This window comes from Streptomyces sp. NPDC104096 (assembly GCF_055584385.1).
Genome location: NZ_JBVJMD010000095.1, coordinates 1 through 17341 on the forward strand (window position 1 = coordinate 1; position 17341 = coordinate 17341).

Here is a 17341-nt window from a genome sequence, read left to right on the forward strand (position 1 = left end):
GACAGCGTCAACTCGGCCTTCGGCCGCCCCATCCGTGCCATAGGGCAAGCCTACACATCTGAATGGAATTCCCGACTCGGAACACTAGGGCGTGTCGTGAAAGTGGGGATGGGACTCACGGTGTCCACGAAATTGTTGGGCGGCTAGGGATGTTGATCACGTCATGACTCAAGGACCAGCGCCTCGCCCACTGTCCGACGAAGCCCTCTCCGATCTGCTTGGCAAGCAGCAGTTCGGCACGCTCGCCACTGTCAAGCGCAGTGGCCATCCGCACCTGACCACCATGCTGTACAGCTGGGACTCCGAGGCCCGTATCGTGCGGTTCTCCACGACGGTCGACCGCATCAAGGTCGGGCACCTGCGACGCGATCCGCGTGCCTCACTGCATGTGCAGGGCGGCGACGTGTGGTCGTTCGCCGTTGCCGAAGGCGAGGCCGAGGTCTCGGAGATCACGAGGGTTCCTGGCGATGCGGTTGGTCGGGAACTGCTCGGAATGATCCCGCAGGCTGCGAAGCCGGAGAATGAGGACGCGTTTCTGGAGCAGCTGGTTGCCGAGCGCCGAGTGGTCATCCGGTTGAAGGTGGACCGGCTGTACGGAACAGCACTCGACATCAACGGCTAGGAGAATCGGGTCCGTGCTGGTCGCAGCCACTCGTTGGTGGCTGCGACCAGCACGGTCGCGTGATAGCGGACGGCGAGTTTGTCGTACCTCGTGGCGACGGCGTGATGGCGTTTCAGTCGGTTGATCCCCCATTCGACGGCGTGCCGCTGCTTGTAGTCGGCCTTGTCGAACTTCGGCGGGCGGCCACCGTGGGAACCGAGCCTCTGGCGATTGCGAATCTGGTCAGCCTTCTCCGGGATGGCGCACCGCACGCCGCGCCTGCGCAGGCAGGCGCGGTTCGCGCGTGAGCCGTAGGCCCGGTCGGCACGGACCTTGTCCGGCCGGGAGCGTGGTCGGCCCGGCCCGATTCGGGGCACGCGGATGGCGTCCAGGACCGGTTGGAACTGGGGGCTGTCGTGGCACTGGCCGGCGGTGACGAGTAGGGACAATGGTTTCTGTCCCTGCTCGACCGCCAGGTGCAACTTGGTGGTCAGCCCGTCCCGTGAGCGTCCGAGGCCGTGGTCGTCGGGCTCTATATCGACGCTGCCGGGAGGCTCCTTCTGCAGATCCCCTTTTTACGCGCCCCGGCGGCGTTCTGGTGGGCTCGGGCGATGGTGGAGTCCACGCTTACATCCCAGGTGATCAGGTCCTTCGCGTCGGCTTCGGCCTGCAGTTGCTCCAGGATGCGCTTCTGGGTGCCGTTGCGCTGCCAGCGCCGGAACAGGTCGTAGACCCGGTCCCATGGTCCATATCGCTCGGGCATGTCCCGCCACGGTGCCCCGGTCCGCCACCTTATGCCGTCGAGCAGTTGCCGACGCGTCCAGGTCCACGGACGGCCCGGCTTCTTACCAACAGGCAGCAAGGGTTCTAAGCGGGCCCACTGGCCGTTCGTCAGCTCACCACGCCCCACAGGCTGATCATCTACGACCTTGATCCACTTTCGCAACAGACCCTAGATTCCCTCGGGATCGAACTCGGTGAAGAGCAGGACGAGGCGGCCGCGCATGGCGGACCACTCGGCCTCCAAGTCCCCGTCGCTCAGGCCGAGCGCACGGGCGGTGAGCAGGAGACCGCGCATGGCGTGGATCGTGGTGGTGAGGCTCGGCTCGAAGCCCGGTTGTTCGGCGCGGGTGCCGGCCAGTTGGTGGACCGCGTCGGACAGTGCCGTGTCCAGGTTGCGTTCGAAGGCGTGCAGGGCGCGCTGTATTTCCTGGTCGCCCCGGACTCCTGCCATGAGTTCCAGGCAAGCCTGGTACTCACGAGTCCGCTTCAGACTCCACAAGGTGTCGAGGGCTCGAACCAGACGGCCTTCGGTCGGCCCCTCGGTGATGAGCCGCAGGTGCAGAGGGATGCGTGCTCGGTAGAGCTCGACGAGGTGGTCGAGGGTGGCCTCGACGAGGGCGAGCTTGGTCGGGAAGTGGTGGACGAGCCGGCCCCGGGTGACACCCGCGGCCTCTCCGACGGCGTTCGTGGAGAAACCCGCGTAGCCCTGGTCGACCAGGACGTTGACCGTGGTGTCGAGCAGCAGCTCCCGGGTGTCCAGGGCACGTTGCTGAACGCGTCGGGTACGAGTGGGGCGGCAGGGCTGTGACATGCGAAAAGTCTACGGGTCGGCGGCGGGCGGCTGCTGTGCGCGGCGCAGGAGGCAGCCACCCGCGCGGGCGGGACTCAGTCGCTGGTGAGCATGACGCGCAGGGCTTCGCCGCTGCGCATCAGGTCGAGGGCGTCGTTCACCTGGGCCAGAGGCAGGCGGTGGGTGACAAGGGCCTCGAGGTCGATCCGGCCCGCGCGCAGCAGGCCGATGATGCGGTCGTAGGTGCGGGCCACGTCGTCGCCCCCGTACACGGAAGGGACGATGCGCTTGGAGCTGGCGAAGAGTTCGAGGAGATTGACCGGCAGCATGTCCTCGAAACCGCCGACTCCGACGAGGCACACGGTCCCGCCGCGACGGGCGGCCTCGTACGCGGAGCGGACGGTGCCGGGGCGGCCGACGGCCTCGATGACGTGGTCGAAGCCGAAGCCGCCGGTGAGGTCGGCCACGCCGCCGGCGAGTTCGTCGGGAGCGACGGCGGTGGTGGCGCCGAAGTCGCGCGCCCAGTCCCGGCGGCGGGCCACCGGGTCGACGGCGACGATCTGCGCGGCTCCCGCAGCCTTCGCGCCCATCACGGCGCTGATCCCGACACCGCCGCATCCGATGACGGCCACGCTCTCCCCCGGCTTGACGCCGCTGGAGTTGATCGCTGCACCGATCCCCGTGGTGACACCGCAGCCGATGAGTGCCGCGGCCTCGTAGGAGACGTCGTGCGGCAGAGGGGCGGCGAATCCGGCGTCGAGGACGACTTCCTCGGCGAAAGTGCCGGCGCCCATGAAGCGGTACAGGTCCGTGCCCCGGGAAGTGAATCCCGGTGTGCGCATGGCCTGGGAGCCGCTGTCGCACAGGTTGGACTCGCCGATGCGGCAGTGTGGGCAACGGCCGCAGGCCGGGCGCCAGTTGACGATGACCGGATCGCCGGGCCGGACGTGGGTGACGCCGTCACCGACCTCCAGGACCTGACCGGCGCCCTCGTGGCCGAGGACGAGCGGGGCGGGGCCGGGGATCCTGCCGGACATGCCGGAGAGGTCGGAGTGGCACAGGCTGGTGGCCTTGATGGCGACGCGGACCTTGCCGGGGCCGAAGCCGGTGGCCTCGACGTCGTCGCGGAGCTCCAGTTTTTCCTGGCCGGGTGCGGTGATGAGGGCGGCGAGCATGGTGACTCCTCAGGGTGGCAGCGCTGCCACCGGTGGGTGATGAGGGTGGGGGAGTGGGCCTGGCCGGGTGGTCCGGGGAGGGATCGCCCGGCCGGGGCCCGGGTTCCGGCCTCGCGGGCTGAACGCCGGGCCGGAAGGCGGAGTGGATCGCTCAGGTCGCGGGCAGCGCGATCGCCTTCTGCTCCAGATAGGCCGTCAGACCCGCGGCACCGAACTCGCGGCCGATCCCGGAGCTCTTGAAGCCGCCGAAGGGAGCGGTCAGGTCGATGGTGAATCCGTTGACGGTGAAGGTGCCGGTGCGTATGCGGCGGGCGATCTCCAGACCGTGTTCGGTGTCGGCGGTGACCACGGCGCCGGAGAGGCCGTAGTCGGAGTCGTCGGCGATGCGTACGGCCTCGTCCTCGTCGTCGTACGGCATGAGGCAGACGACGGGGCCGAAGATCTCTTCGCGGGCGACGCGCATGTCGTTGGTGACGTCTCCGAGGAGAGTGGGCTGGACGTAGGCGCCGGCCTCCAGGCCCTCCGGCACCGCGCCGCCGGTCAGCAGGGTCGCTCCCTCTTCGACGCCGATGCGGATGTAGTCGAGGTTGCGTGCCTGCTGGCGCTTGGTGACGAGCGGGCCGACGTCGGTGGTGGGGTCGAGCGGGTCGCCGACCTTGAGGGCGGCCACCGCCTCGGTCAGGCGGACGGTCAGCTCTTCGTACCGCGCGCGCGGCAGAAGGACGCGGGTCAGGGCCACGCAGGCCTGACCGTTGTTGAGGAACGAGCCGGTCAGGACCGTACTGACGACTGTGTCGGCGTCGGCGTCCGGAAGCACGATCAGGGCCGACTTGCCACCGAGTTCGAGGGTGACGCGGGTGAGGTTGCGGGCGGCCACCTCCATCACGCGCTTGCCGGCGGCGACGGAGCCGGTGAACGCGACCTTGTCGACGCCGGGGTGGGCGACGAGGTACTCGCTCACCTCACGGTCGGCGGGCAACACCGACAGCACGCCCTCGGGCAGGCCGGCCTCGGCGGCGACCTCGGCGAGGAGGTACGCGTCCAGCGGTGTCTCCGGCGACGGCTTGAGAACCACGGTGCAGCCGGCGGCCAGCGCGGGGGCGAGCTTGGAGGCCGCGGTGAACTGGGGCACGTTCCACGGGACGACGGCCGCGACGACGCCTACGGGTTCGCGGCGTACCACCAGCGGGGAGCGCATCCCTTGGCGCTGCTCCTCCATGGGAAGGGCGGCGGCGGCCCGGGCGGTGACGGCGAAGTGACCGATGGCCCCGAGGACCTGGTTGGTGACGCTCCAGCCGATGGGGGAGCCGTTCTGGCGGGAGATGAGGGCCGCGAACTCCTGCGCGCGGGCCGCCATGAGCTTCTGCAGCCGGTCGAGGATCGTCAGGCGCTCCTCCATGGCCATCCGAGGCCATGGGCCGTCGTCGAACGCGGCGCGGGCGGCGGTGATCGCGCGGTCCACGTCCTCGCGGGTCGCGTGCGGGACCCGGCCGACGAGATTGCCGTCGTGGGGTGAGACCACCTCGATGACGTCCGCACCCGAGGGCTCGACCCAGCGGCCACCGATGAAGAGCGTGCGGTACTCCGGCATGTCGGCGGACATGGCTACTCCTTGCTGTTTCGCCCCGTGGCGGGGGCGTCGACTGCGCCGACGTCCGTGTCGGCCGAAATTAAACATACAGCATTGACTGTTTAGTGGGAAGGTTTAAGAGTCAGCCCTGACTGTTTTTGTTGCGGTCCTCGGGGCATCGCGAAGGCGGGAGGTCCCAGGGGGCCTGTACAGCGGTCAGCAGGTCCGGGCGTGCTGCCGCGTACGCCCGGACCGGGCGCACCCGTACTCCGTTCGGCCGAACCCGAAGGAGAGTGCCCGACGCGGACGTACGCGGTGGCTGGGATTTCATTCCGCTCCGTGGTGCCGCCGTTCTCGGCCCGTCGCCGCGACGCCGGTCCGGTGCCGTCCCCGGGACCCCCGGGGCTCGGAGAGTGTCGGCACGTCGGCTTCCGGCATGGGCTTCGACGGCCCCGCCCAGGTGCCCAGCCGGCCCAGCAGGAATCCGGCCGGGATGGCGATCAGGCCCGGGAAGTGCAGCGGCACGAACGCGAAGTCCTGGTGAGGGAAGAGGGCCTGGGGCGTGCCGGATACGGTCGGGGAAAAGAGTTGCAGCAGGAATGCCACCGTCAGCCCGCCGTAGAGGGTGAACAGCAGCCCGGTGCGGTTGTACCGCGTCCAGAAAAGGCTGTAGATCTGTGCGGGCAGTACGGAGGAGGCCGCCGCGCAGAGTGCCAGCCCCGCGATGAACTGGACGTTGGATCCCTGCGCCCCCAGCGCGCAGAGGATGCCCAGCGTCCCGACGGTCACCATGGCCCAGCGGGCCGCGGTCACCTCGTCGCCCGCCTCGCGGCCGCGCCGCCGGGCCAGCTGGGCGCGGATGTCGTGCGCCAGTGCGGCCCCGCAGGCCAGGGTGATCGCGGAGACCACGGCCAGCACGGTGAGGAAGACCGCCAGCGCCATCACGACGAACACCAGGGACGCAACGGCGGGGTCGAGCGTGGCGCCGAGTCCGCTGGTGAGCATCATCAGCGCGCTGTTGCCGCTCGGGTCGACCTCGGCGACCGGGGCCGAGCCGAGCAGCGCGGTGCCGCCCAGCCCGAGGACGATCGAGGCCAGGACGAAGACGGCGACCCCGCCCAGTGCGAGGGTGGCGCTGCGGCGTGCGGTGGGACCGTCGGGCGCGGAGGCGAACCGCATCGTCAGGTGAGGGAGGCTGGCCGCGCCCAGCGCGACGGAGAGCTGGAGGCTGATCAGGTCGAGTCGTCCGGCGAAGTCCCGGCCCAGGTACATACCCGGCTGATAGAAGTGGTCCGGGTCGGTGCTGTGGTTCGCGGCGGCGTGGACGAGTGTCCCGGGGTCCCAGTCGAAGCGGCTCAGGGTCACCAGCGCGGTGCCGGCGACCACCACGAACACCACTGCCGCCTTGATCACCTGAAGCCGGCTGGCGCTGTGCATCCCGCCCACGACGGTGAAGAGGATCATCAGCAGGCCGAGGAAGACCGTGCACGCCTGCTGGGACCCGTCCGAGGTCAGGCCGATCAACTGGGCGGTGGCACTGCCGATTCCGGAGAGCTGGAGCACCAGGTAGGGCAGCGAGACGGCGAGGGTCGCCACGCCTGCCGCGATGCGGGGGGCGCTGCCGGGCACTCCGGAGGCGAGGATGTCGCCGATGGTGAAGTGTCCGGCCCGGCGCAGTGGTTCGGCGAGCAGGGTGAGCAGGCCCAGGCCCACGACCGTGCCGGCCGCCACTGTGAGTCCGTCGTAGCCGTAGAGGGTGACCAGGCCGGTGGCGCTGAGGAGAGTGGCTGCCGAGACGTAGTCGCCGGCCAGCGCGAACGCGCCGCCGATCCGGCCCAGGCGGCGGCCGGCGATGTAGAACTCCTCGGGGTCGTCACGCCGTCCGGCTGCCACCAGGCTGAGCAGGACCACGATGTCGACCACCACGATGAACGCGGTGACGACCAGGGCCTTGAGGGAGAATCCCAGCGCTGTCGGCTGGTCACGGGCGGCGGTTGCGAGGACGGCGGTGATCACAGTTCCGCCTCCGCGCCGTCGTGGGAGCGGACGCACCACCGGTCGAAGACGAAGGCCACGGCCGCCGCGAGCACCGTCTGGAGGGCGAGCAGGAGCATTCCGAGGGTGAACCCGCCGCCGAGGTCGGCGCCGAGTGTCGCGCCGGGGCCCAGCTCCAGGACCGTCAGCAGCAGGGGAACGGAGCCTCCCGCCGCGAGGGCGGTCCGACGGGCCCGGGTCATGCGGGCGGGCCCGGAGTCGGGGGCCGGGAGGTGGGCAGGGGCGTAGGGCGGTGGCCACACGACAGTGTTCCTTTGTTCCGTGACAGGGGGTGCGCCGAGTGCGCGAGAAGGGGCACCCGCCCGCCGCCGTGCCGTGGGTACTTCGGGGGCCCTGCGGGCGATGCCACCTCGACCCTGTCGGCATTCGACCGCCGTGTCGACGTTCGCCATCAGGGAGGCTGTGTCGGCACAGGTGGGCGTGCTGCCGTTGTGCGCGCTCACCTGCCGTGGGTCCTGAGTACGGTTCTGATGCCACGTCATGTTTGTTCAGGTGCAGGCCTGTCGGGGAACGGGGGCGCCCCGGCGCGGGAACCGGAACAGTTCCCGCGCCGGGGCGTCGGGTGAATGTGGCGCTACGTCAGTCCATGGTGAGGACGGTGCGCAGGGCCTCGCCGCTGTGCATTTGGCGGACCGCCTCGTCGGCGTCGCCCAGCGGAACCCGATGGGTGATCATCTTCTCCAGGTCGATCTCCCCGGACCGCCACAGCTCGATGATTCGCTCGAAGCTCTCGAGGACGTCCGCGCCGCCGTAGAAGGACGGCACGATCTTCTTCTCGTGCATGACGAGTTCGCTCATGTTGATCTGGGGGAAGTCGGTCTTGGCGCCCACGCCCACCAGGCAGACCGTGCCGCCGCGCCGGGTGTGGTCGTAGGCCGAGCGCAGCGTCGTCGGTTTGCCGACCACCTCGAAGACGTGGTCGAATCCTTCGCCGCCGGTGAGTTCGGCGCTGAGCGCGGAAAGGCCCTCGGGGGCGACGGTGTGCGTGGCGCCCAGGTCCAGCGCCCACTGCCGGCGTCCCTCCACCGGATCGACGGCGACGATCACCGAGGCGCCGGCGACCTTCGCGCCCTGGACCGCGCTGATCCCGACACCTCCGCAGCCGATCACGGCGACCTTCGAACCCGGTTCCACCTTCGCGGTGTTGAGCACCGCGCCGACGCCGGTGGTGACACCGCAGCCGATCAGCGCGGCCACCTCGTACGGCACGTCGTCGGGAATGGCGACGGCGACGTTGGCGGGGACGACGATCTCCTCGGCGAAGGTGCCGGTGCCCATGAACCCGAAGACCGGTCTCCCGGCGGCGCCGAAGTTGGGGGTGGTGAGGTTGGCCATGCCGCTGGGGCAGAGGTTGCCCTCGCCGCGCGCGCAGGACGGGCACCTTCCGCACGGGGGCATCCAGCAGACCACGACGCGGTCGCCGGGCTTGACGTGGGTGACGCCCTCGCCGGCCTCCAGGATCTCGCCCGCGCCCTCGTGGCCGGGGACGAAGGGCGTGGGCAGGCCCAGCGTGCCGTTCATCCCGGAGACATCGGAGTGGCACAGGCTCGCGGTGCGCATCCGGATCCGGACCTTGCCCGACGTCACCGCCTGTGTGGTGACGTCGTCGCGGATGTCGAGGGTGCCGTCGCCGGTCTGCTGCAGGATGGCTGCGCGCACGGTCTTCCTTCGTGGGGTCGTCGCGGGGAGCTTGGCGGTCTGGGGGAGATAGACGGTTTTGGGCTCCAGGTAGGCCATCAGGCCCTCCAGGCCGAACTCGCGGCCGATGCCGGAGTTCTTGAAGCCGCCGAACGGGCCGAGGAAGTCGACGCGGAGGGTGTTGACGTTGATGGTCCCGGTGCGGATCCGCCGGGCGATCGCGAGGCCGTGCTCGAGGTCACCGGCCCAGACGGCTCCGGAGAGACCGAAGTCGGAATCGTTGGCGATCCGTACGGCCTCCTCCTCGCTCTCGTACTTGATCAGGCAGACGACCGGGCCGAAGACCTCCTCACGGGCGATCCGCATGGAGTTGTCGACATCGCCGAGGAGGGTGGGCTCGACGTACCAGCCGCGGTCCTGCGAAGCGGGGACGCCACCGCCCGTGAGCAGGGTCGCGCCTTCCTCGCGGGCGATCCTGATGTAGTCCAGGCTGCGCTGTTGCTGGCGCCGGGCGACCAGAGGGCCGACCTGGGTGGCCGGGTCGAGGGGATCTCCCACCCGGAGCGAGGCGACCGCCTTGGTCAGGGCGGCGGCGATCTCGTCGTAGCGGGAGGCCGGGACCAGGATCCGGGTCAGCGCGATGCAGGCCTGGCCGTTGTTCATGTACGAACCGGCCATGATCGACGGTACGACCTGGGTGAGGTCGGCGTCCTCCAGGACGATCGCGGCGGACTTGCCGCCCAGCTCCAGGGTGATCCGGTGGAGGTGGGCCGCGGCCGACTCCATCACCTTCTTGCCGGCGCCGACCGAGCCGGTGAAGGCCACCTTGTCGACGCCCGGATGGCCGACCAGGTACGAGGAGACGTCACGGTCGGCGGCCAGAACGTTGAGCACACCCGCCGGGAGTCCGGCCTGCTCGGCGACCTCGGCCAGGACGTACGCGTCCAGCGGCGTCTCCGGCGAGGCCTTGAGCACGACGGTGCAACCGGCCGCCAGCGCCGGGGCCAGCTTGGTGGCGGTGACGAACTGCGGGACGTTCCACGGCACCACGGCCGCCACCACGCCCACCGGCTCCTGACGGACCAGGACCGGCCCGCCCATGCCGTGCCGGAGCTCCTCGAAGTCCAGCTCGCGCGCGACACCGACGGTGGTGGCGTAGGTGGCCACCGCGCTCATCACCTGACCGGGCACGGCCCAGGTGATCGGGGAGCCGTTCTGCGACGAGATCAGCGCGGCGAGCTTCGGGGCACGGGCCGTGAGGCCGTCCTTGATCCGGGTGATGACCTCCAGCCGCTCGGCCACCGGTGTCCGGGGCCAGGGGCCGTGGTCGAACGCCTCCCGGGCGGCGGCCACCGCGGCGTCCACGTCCTCGGTGGAGGCGTGCGGCACGCGGCCGATCACCTGCTCGGTGTGCGGCGACACGACGGTGATGGTGTCGGTGCCATGGGGCTCGACCCAGCGGCCTCCGATGTAGAGGCGGTCGTATTCGACTGCAGTGGCCATCAGGTCCTCTTCCCGGGAGTGCGACGCGTGTGCGGCCGCGCTCCGCGTGACGTTCGTCCGGCGACGCGGCAATGGTTCTCGCGGGCGTGCCGCCCGCACCGGCAGCCTGACCCGCGGAGCCGGGGAAGCCCATCCTCGGCGGGGCAATCCCGTGTGCGCCCACAGCGGTGGAGCCCCCCGTTGTGCCGCCACCCACCGAGCGGGGACAGGTCTGGACGGCCGGTGCGAGGTGCTGCTGTGCTTCGCGTCACCCCGGGCCACGAGCTCCGGCGGAGCCTCCGGCGTCACTGCGCCGCCGCATCTCCTGCCTCCCCCACGCCCCCCACGTTCCGTTCCTGTTCTCGTTCGCGCGTCGTGGTGCGGAGGGTCGCCCCGTGCCACGTGTTCCTTCCCGTAGGAGTGCCATGAAGAAGTCCGTTGTCGCCTGTGCCGCCGGAGCGGTCGTGCTGGCCGTCGCCGCCGGAGTCGGCCGATTCGCGGTGCTCCCCGCCGTCGACCAGGTCCCCTCGGACCTGAAGTCGGCCGTCCACTACACCGGCACCGCGGCCGTCCTGGACAAGAAGGCGCTGTCCACCAGGGACATCGCCCACGCCGTCGACCGCGATGTGCCGATCACCGCCACCCGCACCGTCGAGGTGACCGCCGTCGAGGGGGGCACAGCGCGGATGCAGGACCACACCGTGGTCACGGCCGCCGGCGGCACCAAGCTGACCGACGGCACCCACATCTGGGCCGTGGACCGCAAGAATCTCGGTGACGCCCAGGGCCCGGACGGCTGGAAGGCCGAGGACCACCAAGGCCTGGTGGCCGGCTTCCCGCTGCACCCCGAGGCCAGGAACTACCGGTTCTGGGACACCCTCACCGGCACCTCCGTCGAGGCCCGCTATCAGGGCACGGAGTCCTTCGCCGGGCGCACCGCCTACAAGTTCCTGATCGAGTCCTCGGCCGCGCCCAATGCCGCGACCGCCGGCGCCCTGCCCCCGGCGCTGCCCACCGCGCTGGTCGGCGGGCTTGCCAGGACTCTCCCGGTGGACGCCCAGGGGCAGCTCGCCGGGACGCTCAGGTCGGCGGGCACCGCAGTGCCGCTGACCTACAGGGCGACCAGCACCGCGACGGCGTGGGTGGACACCGGGACCGGAGTGGTCCTCGGGCAGAAGGTCCACCAGAGGGTGGTCGGACAGGCCGCGGGCGCCGCTGGGCCGGTGGACGTACTGCCGGTGACCGACCTCCGGATGGAACTGACCAAGAGGTCCATCGCCGAGGCCGTGGACAGGGCGGAGACCGCTGCCCGGGGGCGGCTGCTGATCGGCACCGTCGCCCCGGCCGGGGCGACGGTGCTCGCACTCGGGCTGGCGCTCTGGGCGGCGCTGCTGGGCCGCAAGCGGCAGGACGCCGGTGCGGAGGCCGCCGGTGTCGGAGAGGCCGACACCCCGGACGAGCCCGCCGAGACGACCCGCTCCTGACTGCCCCCACCCCAGATCCCCGGGTCCTGCCGCACCGCGCCGCTGCCAGATGCGGCAGGACCCGGCCACCCGTCCCTGTCACGAGGGACGGACCGCACCGCACATCACCTCGCACGACCCCACCCCACCGGGGGACCTTCCCCATAGGAGTCGCGATGCGCACATCCCGCATGGCCCGCACATCCCGTGCGGCCCTTCCGTCCCGCAGACCACGGCCGCGCCGCCTCACGGCGCTCTCCGCAGTGGCCACCGCGCTGGCAGCGTTCACCGGGATGGCCATGGCCACCCCCGCGTCGGCGCTCCCGCTGCCCGTGCCGTACTCCGAGGTGACCGGTCTGGCCCCCGGTCTGGCCGCCCCGGAGAACGCGCCGCCCGGAGCCAACGACTGGTCCTGCACGCCCTCCGACGCCCATCCCCGCCCCGTGGTGCTGGTCCACGGCACTTTCGAGAACATGCGGTACACCTGGGACTCCCTCGCCCCGCTCCTGCGGAACGCGGGCTACTGCGTCTACGCCTTCAACTACGGCGCCCCGGCCGGCGATCCCGTGAAGGGCCTGGCCCCCATGGAGGACGGTGCCGCCGTGCTGTCGTCCTTCGTCGACAGGGTGCGCTCCTCCACCGGCGCCGCCAAGGTGGATCTGGTGGGCCACTCCCAGGGCGCCACCATGCCCCGCTACTACCTCAAGTACCTCGGCGGGGCAGCCAAGACGGGCACGATGGTGGGCCTGGCCGGGCCCGACCACGGCACCTCGGTGAGCGGGGTGGTCAGCCTTGAGCAGTACCTCGGGACGATCGGGTACAGCAACAGACTGGTCGGCATCGCCTGCCAGGCGTGCACCCAGTTCCTGACCGGCTCGGACTGGCTGGCGAACCTCAACGCGGGCGGTGACACGCAGCCCGGTGTCCGGTACGTCGCCATCGCCAGCCGATACGACGAGCTGGTGACCCCGTACACCAGCGCGTTCCTGTCCGGCCCCGATGTCACCAACGTCACGCTCCAGGACGGCTGCCCGGCCGACCTGTCCGGACACGTCCAGCTGCTGTTCGGCCGCCGTTCGCTGGCACTGGTCCTGAATGCTCTGGACCCGGCGCACCCGGTGTCCGTGCCGTGCCTCCCGGTGGCCTTCACGGGGTAGCCGGCACTGCCCGCGCTTTCGAGGTCGGCCGCCCGGGCAGGCGGCCGACCCTTCCGGTGTGTTGTCCGAACCTTGGCACGAGTCTTCCCGGCGGGCGGCTGTTTCGGGTACAACAAAGACATCCGATTTGATCGAGCGTTCGATCTGTGTTCATCGGAGAGCGACACCGGGTCCTCACAGGAACAGCCGCACCGCACCGCACTAAGGAGTGTCCACGTGGAAAGGGCATCCGACGAACTGCTGCGCGCTGCGGCGCTGCGAGTCCAAGAGCATCTGGGCCCTCTGGCCATCCGGATGGCCCGTGTCATCCGGGAGAGCGAATCGCTGTACGGCGACCCCGCCCACGCGCCCACGGACATCGACCAGGTGATCCGCGACATCCTCGCAGCCGCCCTGACCGGCCTCGCCGACCCCGAGGCCGCAGGCAGCGACTCCGCCGAGCTGCTCTACCGACTCGGCACCCACCGCGCCCGGCAGGGCGTACCGCTGGACTGCGTGCTGCGTAATTACAAGACCGGCACCGAGCTGTTCTGGCAGTCCCTGGTCGCCGCCGCCGAGGCCCACGACGCGGCGCGGGCCACACTGATGGCCCGCGCCGCGACCAGCGTCTGGGACCTCTTCGACCGCGACAGTCGCATGATCGCCGACGCCTACCGTCAAGCCCTCAGGAGCCGAAGCCCCGGAGGCGCCGACGGGAGTCGGGCCGGGGAAGCCCTCGGCCGCTACCTGGACGGCAAGCTCCCCGCGGGCAACGCGTACGCCGCGGCCGACGCCCTCGGTCTGTCCCGGCACGGCGGCCTGACCGTGGTGGCGGCACGCGGCCGCCACGCCGTCCGCTGCACCGCCACCGTGCCCGTGATCCGGCTGCCGCGTCCCTGGGACGGGCTGCTGATCGCCGGGACCGGGGCGATGAGTGCCGCCGCGTTCGCCGCGACGCTGACAGCCCCACCCGGCACCCGCGCCGGGGTGAGCCCACCCGTCGAGGGCGTGGCCGGCCTCCCCAAGGCACGACGGTTGGCCGAACGCGCGCTGCGCACCTGCCTGCGGGACAGCGAAGTGGCCCTGCTGGACTGCCGGTTCGCCGCGGCTGTCGCCGCCGGCCGGCCGGACCTGGCCCGGGAGCTCGCCGACGGGACACTGGGCGGGGTGCTGCGGGCGGCGCCCGCGGACCGGACGACCCTGCTCAGTACGCTGGACGCCTGGCTCACCGCGGACGGCTCCATGGAGCGCGCCGCCACCATGCTCTACTGCCACCGCAACACCGTCCTGAAGCGGCTCAACCGCCTGGAACAGCTCACCGGCCGCTCCGTCTTCCGGCCCCGCGACCTCATCGAACTGACCCTCGCGCTGAACGCCTGCCGGCTGTCGGGGCAGCGGTGAGCGACAACTCCCCGGCAGACAGACGGGCGCCGAAGACCGCACCGGTGCCCGGAGCACCGGTCATCCCCGGCGATCCCGAACGCGCTGATGCGCTGCTCGCCGAAGCCGCCCGCCATCTGGCGCCCGCCCACGAGGCGCTCACCGCCGAACTGGCCGGCAGGCTGCACGCACTGGAGGGAGGTGTGCCCGGCTACCTCTCCGGACCGGGTGACCTGCAGGCCACCCTCGGCGCCGCCGTCGCCGCCTCCCTGGACCGGCTCGCCGACGGGTCGGACGCCGGCCATGCCGCCGGGCCCGTCCACCGGATCGCCGCGCAGCGTGCCCGACAGGGTGTCCCGTTGGACGCCATGCTCCAGGCACTGGCCACCGTCGGGACCCTGCTGTGGGAGCGGCTGATCGACACCGCCGCCGAACTGCAGCCCACCGAAGCCCATCTGCTGCTGCACGTCACCGAGCGGATGCGCGAGGCACGGGAGCGGAACGCCGCCGTGGTGCTGGACACCTACCGGCAGATCCTCGGTCCCGCCGCCGTCGATCCGGCCGCCCGCGGCCGGGCCCTTCTCGCCACCATGCTGGAGCGTCCGGCGGACGGCCTGGTGCGCGGCGGCGCCGCGGCCCTGCTGGGAGTGCCGGGCCAGGGCCGCTACGCCGTCGCCGTCACCGGACGCCGCCTGGGCGAGCTGCCGGAGTTCACCGGCCGGGTGCACGCCACCGCGCTGCCGGACGGTGAGGCGCTGGTGGCGTGGCTGCGCGACCAGCCGCTGGACGTGTTGGCAGATGCCGTCCGACAGGCCCTGGCCGCGGACTCCGACATTGGTGCCGGGGCCGCGACGAGCGACGGCCGGGCCGCCCCGTACGCGGGTATCGGCCCGGTCGTCGGCGGCCTGGCCGAGCTGCCGAAGGCTGCCCGGCTGGCGCGGGCCGCCCGTGCCGCCGCCGCGCCCGGCCGTCCGGTGGTGCTCTGGGACGACGCGCCGATCGCGGCCATGGTCGCCGCCGACGCGGAGCTGGCCGGGGTCCTCGGCGGCAGGATCCTCGCCCCGGTCCTGGCCCTGCCCGTCGAGGAGCGAGACCAGCTCCTCCACACCCTCATCGCCTGGCTGGACAACGACGGCGCCACACGACCGGCCGCGGAACGCCTGGGCTGTCACCGCAACACCGTCCTCAACCGGCTGCGGCGCCTCGAGCAACTGACGGGCCGCAGACTCGGCGTTCCCGGTGAGATGGTCGAACTCGCCCTTTCCGTACAGGCGTTGGGAGATCCGTCGGCACTCCCGGTCACGGACTGACCACTATCCGGTCCCCCGTCGGCCGTGGCACGCAATCGGTCAGTTCCGTCGTCGGACACGACAGGGCACCTGCCCGCTGCCACCGCCTCGGAATGTGCCGGCCCTCCCGGGAAACCTTGAGCGGTCGACGGGCTGACCGATCTGAACGTGTGTGGCGCCACAGCGGCTCCAGGTCCGCATTGTGCCGTCCCTCCCGCTCCAACTCATGCCTGTTAACAGCAAGTTGACGCCGTGCTGCCATGACAGGCAGCGGCGGCGCACCGGACGCGTCGCCCTCCCCGCGGAGTCGCCCCATGAGTTCCACTGTGTTCACAACCGCCAGGAGAGCGATGAGGAAGGCGGCGGGAGACATGCCGGCCCGCGCATCCGCCGTGCTCTGCTCGCTCGGCGTGGTGCTGACCGCCACTCTGACCGCCGCTCCCGCCGTCCGAGCCGAGACCGCCGTCCCGCCCGGGCCCGCGCTCACCACACCGGTCGCCACCCTGGACGCGGCGCTGTCCTGCTCCGCCGACCTGGCACACCCGGCCGACACCCCGGTGCTGTTGGTCCACGGCACCAGTTCCACCCCGCAGGAATCCTGGAGCTGGGGATACCAGCGCGCGCTGACCGCCCAAGGACACCCGGTGTGCACGGTGACCCTGCCCGAGCGGGCGGGCGTTCCCCTCCAGCAGTCCGCCCAGTACGTGGTCCGTGCCATCCGCGTCATGCGTGCCACCAGCGGCCGCCCGATCTCCACCGTCGGCCACAGCCAGGGCGCGCTCTACCCTCTGTGGGCCGCCCGTTTCTGGCCGGACATCGCCGCCGACCTGGACGACGTGATCGGCCTGGGTGCTCCGCTCGACGGCAGTCTGCAGGCCAACCTCCGCTGCGCCCTGGGCTCTTGTTCCGGCATAGCCTGGCAGATGCGACAGGGTTCGGCGGCCATCGCCGCACTGCGTCGGGCACCACTGCCCGCCGGCCCGTCGTACACATCCATCGCCACGCTCCAGGACGAGCTGTCGGTTCCCCAGCCGTCCACCGCGCGGATGCCCGGGGTCACCACCCGCTGGCTCCAGGACGTCTGCCCGCTGAGGGTCACCGGTCACGCCGGACTGCTCTGGGACGCGGTCGGGTTCGCCCTGGTGACCGACGCCCTCGACCATCCCGGCCCAGCCGACCCACGCCGCGTCAGTCGGATCGACTGCCTGAAGGTCGCGTACGACGACGCCGACATGATCGCGTCCGTCGCTCTGCTGGGCACTGTCGCCCACTTCGGCCTGGAGTACCTGACGGCGCCGCCCGTCTCCGCCGAACCCGCCCTGCCGGACTACGCCGGCGCCGGCTGAGGTAGATGAGGGGGCGCCGCCGGGCACGCGGCGCCCCGAGCCGGCTTGTCGGCCGTCGTCTCGCGTACGAAGCGAGGTGGGGCGCGTGTCCACAGGGTCGGTGTCGCCGACTCTTCCGGCCGGCGCGTCCTGTGCGGGGCCGACGGCCGCGACGGTGAACAGGCGGGGACCCAACTGTTCGACTTTCCGGGCCCTGGCTCCATACCGGAGGCAGGCCCCGGTACCACCGTCGTCGCTTTCAGGACCGGACAGGACAGGACATGGGCGCCCTCCTCCCGTCGCTGCGGCGCATGGTGGAGGGCCGCACGGGCGTATGACAGCCCCGCTCGAAGGGGCGGCGTCAGCGATGGGTCGCCTCCCGACCGTTGCACCACGGCGCACTGATCGAACGTTCATGTGACAGATCGCACGACCACTCAACGGCACTCGGTGTGCACAATGAGGTACTGAGTACCGCAAGGGCGAAATCCACCGATGCCTTGCCGGTACGGAGATGTGCCGACTGCACGCGTGCCGAACCACTGCCGAGGGGCGTTCTGTGAGCTTGAGGATCGTTGTCACTGTGAAGTACGTGCCCGACGCCACTGGCGACCGGCACTTCGCCGATGACCTGACCGTGGACCGGGACGACGT

Annotated in this window: 13 protein-coding genes and 2 pseudogenes; 7 read left to right on the forward strand and 8 right to left on the reverse strand. The window is 71.2% G+C overall.

The features are described 5' to 3' along the window. Positions 1–163 precede the first annotated feature (163 nt). Positions 164–622 (forward strand): PPOX class F420-dependent oxidoreductase, encoded by a 459-nt coding sequence (locus ACZ60B_RS40780; RefSeq protein ID WP_469396631.1) that lies wholly within the window; start codon positions 164–166, stop codon positions 620–622. On the opposite strand, the gene ACZ60B_RS40785 is transcribed toward ACZ60B_RS40780, so the two are convergent. The 8 genes and pseudogenes from ACZ60B_RS40785 to ACZ60B_RS40820 all read right to left on the reverse strand — a co-directional run. Continuing rightward, positions 619–1511 (reverse strand): IS5 family transposase gene (locus ACZ60B_RS40785; RefSeq protein ID WP_469396656.1). Its coding sequence is split into 2 segments (ribosomal slippage): positions 619–1170 and positions 1173–1511, totalling 891 coding nucleotides; the frame shifts between segments, so codons are not numbered across the junction. The two genes, ACZ60B_RS40780 and ACZ60B_RS40785, sit on opposite strands and share 4 nt — an antisense overlap. A 42-nt stretch (positions 1512–1553) precedes the next feature. Beyond that, positions 1554–2195 (reverse strand): TetR/AcrR family transcriptional regulator, encoded by a 642-nt coding sequence (locus tag ACZ60B_RS40790; protein ID WP_469396633.1) that lies wholly within the window; start codon positions 2193–2195, stop codon positions 1554–1556. 74 nt (positions 2196–2269) lie between these two features. Continuing rightward, positions 2270–3349, reverse strand: a complete 1080-nt coding sequence (locus ACZ60B_RS40795) for a Zn-dependent alcohol dehydrogenase (RefSeq protein WP_469396635.1) — start codon at positions 3347–3349, stop codon at positions 2270–2272. Positions 3350–3500: 151 nt separating this feature from the next. Next, on the reverse strand, positions 3501–4952 hold the full coding sequence (locus tag ACZ60B_RS40800; RefSeq protein ID WP_469396638.1) for an aldehyde dehydrogenase: 1452 nt from the start codon (positions 4950–4952) through the stop codon (positions 3501–3503). 294 nt (positions 4953–5246) lie between these two features. Further along, a complete protein-coding gene (locus tag ACZ60B_RS40805) occupies positions 5247–6935 on the reverse strand; it encodes a sodium/solute symporter (protein WP_469396640.1) in 1689 nt (562 codons plus the stop codon). Beyond that, the gene (locus ACZ60B_RS40810; protein ID WP_469396642.1) at positions 6932–7216 is read right to left on the reverse strand and encodes a hypothetical protein; all 285 of its coding nucleotides are present in this window, start codon (positions 7214–7216) and stop codon (positions 6932–6934) included. Before ACZ60B_RS40810 ends, ACZ60B_RS40805 begins: the two co-directional genes overlap by 4 nt. Positions 7217–7553: 337 nt before the next feature. Next, the gene (locus tag ACZ60B_RS40815) at positions 7554–8633 is read right to left on the reverse strand and encodes a Zn-dependent alcohol dehydrogenase (protein ID WP_469396658.1); all 1080 of its coding nucleotides are present in this window, start codon (positions 8631–8633) and stop codon (positions 7554–7556) included. Between the two features lie 42 nt (positions 8634–8675). After that, positions 8676–10115: pseudogene (locus ACZ60B_RS40820) on the reverse strand (aldehyde dehydrogenase); the annotation flags it as partial. 404 nt (positions 10116–10519) lie between these two features. On the opposite strand from ACZ60B_RS40820, the gene ACZ60B_RS40825 reads away from it, so the two are divergent. The 6 genes and pseudogenes from ACZ60B_RS40825 to ACZ60B_RS40850 all read left to right on the forward strand — a co-directional run. Then, the gene (locus ACZ60B_RS40825; protein ID WP_469396645.1) at positions 10520–11578 is read left to right on the forward strand and encodes a porin PorA family protein; all 1059 of its coding nucleotides are present in this window, start codon (positions 10520–10522) and stop codon (positions 11576–11578) included. A 155-nt stretch (positions 11579–11733) separates the two neighbouring features. Continuing rightward, complete coding sequence (locus tag ACZ60B_RS40830; RefSeq protein ID WP_469396647.1) at positions 11734–12714, forward strand: esterase/lipase family protein; 981 nt, start codon at positions 11734–11736, stop codon at positions 12712–12714. A gap of 216 nt (positions 12715–12930) precedes the next feature. Continuing rightward, positions 12931–14094: a PucR family transcriptional regulator gene (locus ACZ60B_RS40835; RefSeq protein WP_469396649.1), complete on the forward strand. Its 1164-nt coding sequence runs from the start codon at positions 12931–12933 to the stop codon at positions 14092–14094. A gap of 44 nt (positions 14095–14138) precedes the next feature. Beyond that, positions 14139–15383: a PucR family transcriptional regulator gene (locus ACZ60B_RS40840; RefSeq protein ID WP_469396652.1), complete on the forward strand. Its 1245-nt coding sequence runs from the start codon at positions 14139–14141 to the stop codon at positions 15381–15383. A gap of 350 nt (positions 15384–15733) precedes the next feature. Then, positions 15734–16708, forward strand: coding sequence for an esterase/lipase family protein (locus tag ACZ60B_RS40845; protein WP_469396654.1), 975 nt, complete (start codon positions 15734–15736; stop codon positions 16706–16708). Positions 16709–17246: 538 nt separating this feature from the next. After that, positions 17247–17341, forward strand: a pseudogene (locus ACZ60B_RS40850) (electron transfer flavoprotein subunit beta); the annotation flags it as partial.